At 57.3% G+C, this 6,182-nt stretch carries 9 protein-coding genes, 1 pseudogene and 1 riboswitch; of the genes and pseudogenes, 8 read left to right on the top strand and 2 right to left on the bottom strand.

The window, feature by feature from the left end; genetic code table 11:
• Positions 1-203 precede the first annotated feature (203 nt).
• The 5 genes and pseudogenes from SD70_RS40605 to SD70_RS32190 all read left to right on the top strand — a co-directional run bounded on the left by SD70_RS40605 (position 204) and on the right by SD70_RS32190 (position 3,137).
• A pseudogene (locus SD70_RS40605) lies at positions 204-892 on the top strand (RluA family pseudouridine synthase).
• Between the two features lie 76 nt (positions 893-968).
• The gene (locus SD70_RS32205) at positions 969-1,400 is read left to right on the top strand and encodes a peptidylprolyl isomerase (protein WP_041052750.1); all 432 of its coding nucleotides are present in this window, start codon (positions 969-971) and stop codon (positions 1,398-1,400) included.
• A 305-nt stretch (positions 1,401-1,705) separates the two neighbouring features.
• Complete coding sequence (locus tag SD70_RS32200) at positions 1,706-2,218, top strand: hypothetical protein (protein WP_041052747.1); 513 nt, start codon at positions 1,706-1,708, stop codon at positions 2,216-2,218.
• Positions 2,215-2,604: a hypothetical protein gene (locus SD70_RS32195; protein ID WP_041052745.1), complete on the top strand. Its 390-nt coding sequence runs from the start codon at positions 2,215-2,217 to the stop codon at positions 2,602-2,604. The genes SD70_RS32200 and SD70_RS32195 overlap by 4 nt, the downstream gene beginning before the upstream one ends.
• Positions 2,562-3,137: a hypothetical protein gene (locus SD70_RS32190; protein WP_041052743.1), complete on the top strand. Its 576-nt coding sequence runs from the start codon at positions 2,562-2,564 to the stop codon at positions 3,135-3,137. Before SD70_RS32195 ends, SD70_RS32190 begins: the two co-directional genes overlap by 43 nt.
• A gap of 107 nt (positions 3,138-3,244) precedes the next feature.
• Here SD70_RS32190 and SD70_RS32185 read toward each other — a convergent pair whose 3' ends face one another.
• Both SD70_RS32185 and SD70_RS32180 read right to left on the bottom strand, forming a co-directional pair.
• Positions 3,245-3,658, bottom strand: a complete 414-nt coding sequence (locus SD70_RS32185) for an ImmA/IrrE family metallo-endopeptidase (RefSeq protein WP_041052755.1) — start codon at positions 3,656-3,658, stop codon at positions 3,245-3,247.
• A 26-nt stretch (positions 3,659-3,684) separates the two neighbouring features.
• On the bottom strand, positions 3,685-4,080 hold the full coding sequence (locus SD70_RS32180) for a helix-turn-helix domain-containing protein (protein WP_231571723.1): 396 nt from the start codon (positions 4,078-4,080) through the stop codon (positions 3,685-3,687).
• Between the two features lie 192 nt (positions 4,081-4,272).
• Here SD70_RS32180 and SD70_RS32175 point away from each other — a divergent pair, with 192 nt between their 5' ends.
• From SD70_RS32175 to ribD, 3 genes are all read left to right on the top strand, one after another.
• The gene (locus tag SD70_RS32175; RefSeq protein WP_231571722.1) at positions 4,273-4,743 is read left to right on the top strand and encodes an ArpU family phage packaging/lysis transcriptional regulator; all 471 of its coding nucleotides are present in this window, start codon (positions 4,273-4,275) and stop codon (positions 4,741-4,743) included.
• Between the two features lie 24 nt (positions 4,744-4,767).
• The gene (locus tag SD70_RS36660) at positions 4,768-4,914 is read left to right on the top strand and encodes a hypothetical protein (RefSeq protein WP_156158312.1); all 147 of its coding nucleotides are present in this window, start codon (positions 4,768-4,770) and stop codon (positions 4,912-4,914) included.
• Positions 4,874-5,054: riboswitch (FMN riboswitch) on the top strand. Its footprint overlaps the gene before it by 41 nt.
• A 238-nt stretch (positions 5,055-5,292) precedes the next feature.
• The gene (gene ribD / locus SD70_RS32170) at positions 5,293-6,180 is read left to right on the top strand and encodes a bifunctional diaminohydroxyphosphoribosylaminopyrimidine deaminase/5-amino-6-(5-phosphoribosylamino)uracil reductase RibD (RefSeq protein WP_156158311.1); all 888 of its coding nucleotides are present in this window, start codon (positions 5,293-5,295) and stop codon (positions 6,178-6,180) included.
• Positions 6,181-6,182 lie beyond the last annotated feature (2 nt).

The raw sequence follows: 6,182 nt of genomic DNA, 5'->3' as shown, positions 1-6,182 counted from the left end.
GGGCCGCCGGCCTCGCCGGCCGGCGCAAGGGCGAATGGTTCGAGGTGGCTCTGCCGGACCACCTCGCGGGCGCGGGGCTAGGCGGCGTCGCCCCGCACCTCCCGGTACCGCCGAAGCTGCTGCGCGAGCTGTCCGCGCATAACGGCGTTACCGTGCAGGGTAACAAGCTGCGGCTGCGCCTGTTCCCGCGCGAGCCGCTCGGCATGCCGCCCGACTGGATGGACATTAACGTGCTGTACGAGGACGATTTCGCGCTCGTCGTAAACAAACCGGTCGGCGTCGAAATCCATCCGAGCGTCAAAGGCCAACGCGGCACGCTGGCGAACGGCGTCGCCGCCTACTTCGAAGCTACCGGCCAGCCGGTGCGGGTGCGCCCGGTGCATCGCCTCGACAAAGAGACGACCGGCCCGGTGCTGTTCGCCAAAACGAGCTTGCGCAAGCGATGTTTGAACGCGCTTTGCGCGACAAAGAAGTGGACCGCGAATATGTGGCGATCGTCGAAGGCGTCATGGAGCAAAACAAGGGCAAAATCGATTTGCCGATCGGGCAAGACCGGCACCATTCTACGCGCCGCCGCGTCAGCGAGACGGGAGAGCCGGCGCTGACGCACTATGCGGTAGCCGAACGGTTCGCCGATCATACGCTCGTGCGGCTCAAGTTGGAGACGGGCCGCACTCACCAGATCCGCGTCCACTTGTCGGCGATCGGCCACCCGATCGCCGGCGACGGCATGTATGGCGGCGGCCGCCGATATATTCCGCGCGTCGCCCTGCACGGCGAGCGTCTGTCTTGGGCTCACCCATGGAGCGGCGACAAGCAGTCCGTCCGGGCGCCAATGCCTGACGACATGAACAAGGCGATCGCCGAGCTTCGTAAGCCGGACCGCCAATAAGTGCGGCCCATCATTTGGCATTCCCGGCGCATTGTTGTACAATGAACCTTATTGAATCGAAGGAGGAACTCCATCCATGGCAAAACAAGCAAAAATTACGCTCGCAAACGGCGGCGAAGTTCTGATCGACCTGTTCGAGAAAGACGCCCCGAACACAGTCGCCAACTTTGAAAAGCTGGCGAACACCGGCTTCTACAATGGACTTAACTTCCACCGCGTCATCCCCGGTTTCGTCGCCCAAGGCGGTTGCCCGCACGGAACAGGCACCGGCGGCCCGGGATACACGATCAACTGCGAAATCAACCCGAACAAACACGAGCGAGGCTCATTAGCGATGGCGCATGCGGGCCGCAACACCGGCGGCAGCCAGTTCTACATTTGCTACCAGCCGCAGCCGCATCTGGACGGCCAGCATACCGTTTTCGGCAAAGTGACGAAAGGCATGGAGTACGTCGATGCTTTCAAAGGCCGTGACGTCATGGAGAAAGTCGAAGTCGTCGAAGTCTAATTACAAGCAAATCCCGCATATATAAAAAGGAGCTGTCCCCAGTCTTCGGACCGGAGGGACAGCTCCTTTTCTTGCTATCCTGTTAGGCCGAAAAAAATCCAAAAAAAAAACGAATATAAGTTCGTAAATATGCGTGTGTTGTTAGGATGTGGAAAGCGTAAAGTTATAGCATGGAGTTGCGGGAGAGGGATTGATACCCGGATGCGATAAGCAAACAGCCGCTGCGAACGGCCCTAAGCGGGTTGAATCTTCCCTCGCTCGTCTCCAGGCTAACAAAGCGGAAAGCGAGGTGAACGTACGAACGAATGATCGATGACATTTTGCAAGCTGTGAAGGCCGCCCTTCAAGCTGATGAGCGGCTGGCGGCGGTTGGCAGCTATCGTGTGGCCGACGTGATCGTACCGGATACAATGGCGTCCGTGTCGATTTTTTGCCGTCGGCTTTGGCATCTCGATTACAACGCCGCTCAAGACAAGGCGGCAGCTATGGTGCGCATTAAAGCGTATCAGATCCATCCGGATCCCGAAGCAGGGGAACAAACGGTCCGGCAACTGGCGAGCGATATTCGGTATGCGCTGCTCGCGAACCCGTATCTTGAAGGGCTTGCCGACGCCGCAACGATAATCCGCACCGTTTTCAAGCAGCAGACCGTGAACGAGACGGAGACGCTCTATATCGCCTCGATGCATTACCGGGTCGATTATTTTGAGCCGCGTCTGCGGCCGCCCGCTGCCGTTCCGCCTGCACTCGATACGGTAGAGCCGAAGTTTCGCCAAATAGCTTCGAACGAAATTCAAACTTGGGAGGATCTTTTATGACGCAAGCACAGCAATACGTAGTACCGTGCATTTCGCTGATCGAAATGCCTCCCCGGCCGACGCCAGCGACCGGTGTGACGGTCGGAACGATCGGCATCGTCGGCACGTTCTGCAAAGGCCCGATCGGCGTACCGACTACCGTCTACAGCCTGAACGACGCGATCCGTCAATTCGGCGGCTACGCGAGCGGCCTGACCGGCTATATGTCGGTGCTCGGTGCGTTCAGGCAAGGAGCGAATCGAATCGTCATCGTCCGCTGCGCTTCGAGTTCAGCGCAGAAAGCGAAGCTCGAATTGTCATCGTCCGCTGCGCCTCGAGCTCAGCGCAGAAAGCGAAGCTCGATTTGTTCGATAACGCTGCGACTCCGGCCGTTTCCGCCACGGTGAGCGCGCGGACGGAAGGAACGGACGGCAACGACGTGTCCGTTCAAGTTGCCGCAGGGACAGCTTCGGGCACGTTCAAGCTGACCGTTTCCTATAAGAAAGCCGTCGTAGAATCGTGGGATAACTTGACCTTGGCTAATCTCGGCAATGTGCAATCGGCATATATCGCGGTATCGGCCGCTGCCGGCGCTACGCTCGTTCCGGCGCCGCTTGCCGACACGCCGCTTCCAGGTGGCAACGACGGGGCAGTTACCGACGACGGCGATTACATCGGCGATGTAAACGGAAGCGGCAAGCGTACCGGGCTCAAGGCGCTGGAGACCGTTAACGTCAGCTTCGTGCTCTGTGCGCAGCAATACTCCAGCGCGATTCAAGCGGCGCTCATTCAGCACTGTCAGGATGCCGGCGTCGCCCGCGGTCGTATTTGTCGACCCACTGGCAGAGCAGCGAAACGGAGCGCGCGAAGGCGGAACAAGAGGGCCGAGCGGAAGACGCGAAGGCTTGGCAGCAGTTGCGGGACTGGCAACTTACGCTAGCCAACGAATTGCGCCGCGCATCCGGGCAGCTTGAGCAGTGAAATTCCAAAATGCTTGAGAATTTGATCCCCGTTGACTTCCGCTGGCGGGGATTTTATTTTGTACTTTTAAGACCACACATACTTCGCCATTTCTCTCGGCACCCCGCTGCGCATGCAGTACGTTTCCGCCGTTTCATCCTCTGCCTGTTCCCCGCCAAACGTCAACAGCCGCACCGCAAACTCATTCGCCTGACGCTCAAACTTTCTCGGATCGAACAGCGTATGCTGCTCGATAAAATAGTACCCGAGCCCCCGATGCAGGCGATCGTGCCCAAGCTCATGGGCGCATACGAAACGCTGCCACTCTTCCGACAGCGCTTCGTTGATGACGATAAAACGGCGCCGCAGCGTACGGCAATACAATCCCCGCACGTTGTCGGGCAGCGCGGCATACTTGACGTGAATTCGCAGCAATTCCGACAGCTGAAAAGGGCAATTCGTCTTATATTTGGCAACGAGATTGCCGATCCTCCGTGCAATATCCAAAATACCGTCTCCTTCCGCGATCAACGGCTTCGCCTGTTCATCTGCTTCGCTTCCCAAAACAGACCCGTCAGCACGTCCTGAACGCGCCTTCTATCGTCTTCGGACAGCGGAACGCCGTCAAACATAACGTCGGACTGCTGCAAAAATTTACGCAAATCCCGTTCGTTTCGCGCTGTATTTGATCTCCGCTCTACCTGTTTTTGTTGATCGGATGTTGTCGACGTCCCCAGCAAATAATCCGTCGAAGTGCCGAATAAGGCAGCCAGCTTCACAATAATCTCGCTCGGGATGTTGGTGATGACGCCGCGTTCATAGTTCGAGACGTTGGCCCGGTTCATGCCAAGCAGTTCAGCGAGCTGATCCTGCGACCACCCTTGGCGCTCCCTTAATTCTTTAATCCTATGTCCAATGTCCACAAAATCTCCTCCGTACGCTGTCATTGTAATTGAAATTTTCGAAATTAATGATTGCGAAATTATAAATTACGTGCTAAGATTCAAATGCAGAACATAAAGGCGATAATTCCCAAAACAGGTGGTACATAACAATAATTATAGATCGTAATTATTAATTACGCAACTGTTAATTTCGTCGGAGGTGGAATTTGCATGAGAGCAACCCGCAGCATGGACAAGCTCGGCATCCGTCTGCCGGAGGTGGACCGCAAACGTACGCAAGAAGCTGTAGAGGCGGCGCTGGAAACTTATCGCATATTCAAATATATCGGTTTCGAGATGCGCGAGACGAACGTGACCTCACTTTACGAACCGCGCTATAACGGCCGGACGAACCGGACAAGCAACGAAACGGCGAAGATCGCCGTCTATACTACGAACGAGCCCGAACGCCGCCGCCGCTACTGCGAGAACATCGAGCAAGCCGTCAGCAGGCTCCATCCGAAGCAGCAATTGTTAATTACGGAGCGGTATATGAAAAGCGACTATGTTTTCGACTACGTCGTGTATAATCAAGTGTTCGATCCGCCGATCAGTGCCGATACGTATGCCAAAATCCGCTGGCGCGCATTTTATTTGCTCGCCCTTGCTTTAGACATTGCCGTGCCGAAGGGAAACGGATAACGTCGAGCAGGGAAGAGAACGACCTTGCTTTTTTTGCTGGGCGATGGTAAGATTCTTCAAAAAGATGCTAGCGCGTTAAGCTGGAGCGGTGTGCCGGTTCAAACGGTAATTACACTGCGCTTGCTTGGCGTCAAAACCTCGGGGCTGGGTGAAATTCCCAACCGGCGGTGATACGCATACGGCTAATTGGCCGCTGGCGTTTAGTCCGTGACCCGACCGCAGGAAAGGGCAGCGTTCGTTTGCTGCATGCGGGCGGTGGACCCGGTGCAAATCCGGGACCGACAGTATAGTCTGGATGGGAGAGGGAGACGAGGCATCGCTTGTTTTTTTGTGCACCTTTGCACTTTTTTTCACATGGGAATTTTCTCCCATTGGGAATTGAAGGGCTAGTCCCGGATGCAGTTTAGACGACTGCGGCCGGGTCTGTTTAGATGCGCATTTCCGCAAACAAGCGAGCTGCTGCTCACATTCCAAGGCCCCGTTCGGACGAACCGGGGTCTTTTCGTTTATCAGGAACAATTTAAAGTGCGTGACGAGGAGGGAACACCAATGGATGTAATGAGCGACGAAACGTATATGCGCCTTGCGCTTGAGTTGGCCCGCAGCGCGCAAGGCCAGACCGGCATCAATCCGGTCGTCGGCTGCGTCATCGTGAAGGACGGGCGCATCGTGGGCATGGGCGCACACCTGCAGCGCGGCACCGAGCATGCCGAAATTCATGCGCTGAACATGGCCGGCCCGCAAGCGGAAGGGGCGACCGCCTACGTTACGCTGGAGCCGTGCAGCCATTACGGGCGTACGCCACCTTGCAGCGACCGGCTCATCCGCGAGAAAATTCGCCGCGTCGTCGTTGCCGCTGTCGATCCGAACCCGCTCGTTGCCGGTACAGGCATCGCCAAGCTGCGGGCCGCCGGCGTCGAGACGGAAACGGGCCTCTTCGCCGAGGAAGCCGCGGCGCTGAATGAAACGTTTAACAAGTATATTACGACGCGGCGGCCGTTCGTGACTCTCAAGTCCGCCAGCACGCTCGACGGCAAAATCGCTTCCAAAACCGGCGACAGCAAATGGATTTCCGGCGAAGCGTCGCGCGCTTTCGTCCATACGCTGCGGCACCGCCATCAAGGCATCATGGTCGGCATCGGCACAGTGCTGGCGGACGATCCGGAGCTCACGGCCCGTTTGAGCGTGCCTGCCGTGCAGCCGACGCGCATCGTTGTCGATTCCGCGCTGCGCATTCCCCTTGAAGCCAAAGTGCTGCAGCGGCAGGAGACGAATCCGGCGATCGTGCTCACGACGGAGCGAGCCGATTCAGCGAAAGCTCGCGAGCTAGAGCGCCTGGGCATTACGCTGCTCCGCTGCGGCGACGGCCCGCACGTCGATCTTGATGCCGCGATGGAGCGGCGTAGGCGAAAGGGAGATCGGCTCGATTTTTCTTGAAG

The sequence above is a fragment of the Gordoniibacillus kamchatkensis genome (assembly GCF_000829455.1).
GTDB lineage: Bacteria > Bacillota > Bacilli > Paenibacillales > NBRC-103111 > Gordoniibacillus > Gordoniibacillus kamchatkensis.
The sequence above is the reverse complement of the archived record's forward strand: the minus strand, read 5'-3'. Positions and strand labels throughout refer to the sequence as shown.

Bases quoted from the DNA above. Each gene is read 5' to 3' on its own strand.
- SD70_RS32195 (WP_041052745.1), top strand. From the start codon at position 2,215: ATGACGCAAGCACAGCAATACGTAGTACCGTGCATTTCGCTGATCGAA.
- SD70_RS32205 (WP_041052750.1), top strand. From the start codon at position 969: ATGGCAAAACAAGCAAAAATTACGCTCGCAAACGGCGGCGAAGTTCTG.
- ribD (WP_156158311.1), top strand. From the start codon at position 5,293: ATGGATGTAATGAGCGACGAAACGTATATGCGCCTTGCGCTTGAGTTG.
- SD70_RS32200 (WP_041052747.1), top strand. From the start codon at position 1,706: ATGATCGATGACATTTTGCAAGCTGTGAAGGCCGCCCTTCAAGCTGAT.
- SD70_RS32175 (WP_231571722.1), top strand. From the start codon at position 4,273: ATGAGAGCAACCCGCAGCATGGACAAGCTCGGCATCCGTCTGCCGGAG.